General features: G+C 65.5%; 2 protein-coding genes. Both read left to right on the top strand.

From position 1 onward, the window contains the following. Window positions 1-286: 286 nt before the first annotated feature. A complete protein-coding gene (gene neuC, locus FJ311_16280; protein ID MBM3952992.1) occupies window positions 287-1,534 on the top strand; it encodes a UDP-N-acetylglucosamine 2-epimerase (hydrolyzing) in 1,248 nt (415 codons plus the stop codon). Beyond that, the coding region (locus tag FJ311_16275) for a CBS domain-containing protein (GenBank protein ID MBM3952991.1) at window positions 1,531-1,702 on the top strand (172 nt) is incomplete at its 3' end. The genes neuC and FJ311_16275, both read left to right, overlap by 4 nt.

Below are 1,702 nucleotides of genomic sequence, written 5' to 3'. Positions count from 1 at the left end.
TTGAACGACCCGCAGAAAACGCACTTGCGGCCCCGCTCAAAGTTGGCCGCACACCCGAAAACCCTCGAACCCCCTATAACCATGCGCCTTTCCTCCTAGCACATGGTTACGAATCGCCCTAATTACCTTTTATTATTCCTCGTCACCTACAGATTTTTGATTTGGCCTGATGACTCTTTCGGGTGTTGACATTAGGGCTGTTTTACCACTGTTCCACGACCAAACGGGATGCCTAGGTAAATACAACAACTCGAATAAATACCGTGTCACCAGACGCCACGTCTAAATGCTAGACGATCCAGATAATCACGACCCTGAAGGACATTGGCCGCCTCAGGCCGGGGACGGCCGCGTGAGCCGCCGCCGGATCGGCATCGTTACTTCGGCCCGCGCCGACTTCGGCCTCTTGCGCGGCCTGATGGACGCGGTCCGCGCCGCGCCGGAGCTTGACCTGATCGTCTACGCCACCGGCATGCACCATTCCCGCGCCCACGGCCATACCTTGGACGAAGTGAAGGCCGCCGAACCCGCCGAGGTGATTGTCGAGGTGCCGAGTTTCCAGGGCGGCGATTCGCCCGAGGCCGTCGCCCGGACCATCGCCGCCGGCGTTTCCGGCTTCGCCGCCGCCTTCGCCAACCGGCGGCCCGACATTTTGGTGGTGTTGGGGGATCGTTACGACTCCTATCCCGCCGCGCTGGCCGCCTTGCCGTTCGCCATCCCCATCGCGCATATCTCGGGCGGCGAGTCGACCGAGGGCGCCATCGACGAGGCCATCCGCCATTCCCTGACCAAGCTCGCGCACCTGCATTTTCCCTCCCATGAACTCTACGCCCGGCGCATCCGGCAAATGGGCGAGGAGGCCTGGCGCGTGACCCTGTCCGGCCAGCCCGGGCTTGATGCCCTCGTCGCGTTCCGCCCCTCGCCGCGCGCCGACGTGATCGGCGGCCTCGGTCTCGACCCCAAGCGCCCGGTCAGCCTGCTGACCTATCACCCGGAGACCCTGGCGGCGGACAAGACGGCGGACGCCGTCGCCGCCGTGCTGAAAGCCGCCGCCAACATCGACAGCCAGGTCGTGTTCACCGCCCCCAATGCCGACACCGGCAACGCCCCGATCCGCGAAGCCATTAGCGCCTTCGCCGCGAGCCGTCCGGGATGCATCTACCGCGAATCGCTCGGCCGGGATCTTTATCTCGAACTGCTCAACCACGCCGATTGCATGGTCGGCAATTCCTCGTCGGGCATCATCGAGGCGGCAAGCTTCAAGCTGCCGACGGTCAATATCGGCGATCGCCAAAAAGGCCGACTCGCCGACCGTAACGTCATTGCCTGCGCGGGCGAGGCCGCGGCGATCGCGGACGCTTGGCGCCGCGCCCTCGATCCCGCCTTTCGCGCCGGCCTGGCCGGGTTGGTCAATTCCTACGGCGACGGCCGCGCCGTGCCGCGTATTCTCGCCGTGCTGAAATCGGTGCCGCTGGATCGGCGCCTGATCGTTAAGACCTTCGCCGACACGGCAACCCCCGAGGCATCCCGATGACCCACTGGCGCAGCACCCTGTTGCGCGACGGCGCCCCGCTGGCCGAGGCGATCCGCATCATCGATGCCTCGTCGAAGCAGATTTGCCTGGTGGTGGACGACGCGGACCGGCTGCTCGGCACCGTCACCGACGGCGACGTCCGCCGCGCCATCCTGAAGGCGGTGCCGC

Source organism: Rhodospirillales bacterium, assembly GCA_016872535.1.
Taxonomy (GTDB): domain Bacteria; phylum Pseudomonadota; class Alphaproteobacteria; order Rhodospirillales; family 2-12-FULL-67-15; genus 2-12-FULL-67-15.
The sequence above is the reverse complement of the archived record's forward strand: the minus strand, read 5'-3'. Positions and strand labels throughout refer to the sequence as shown.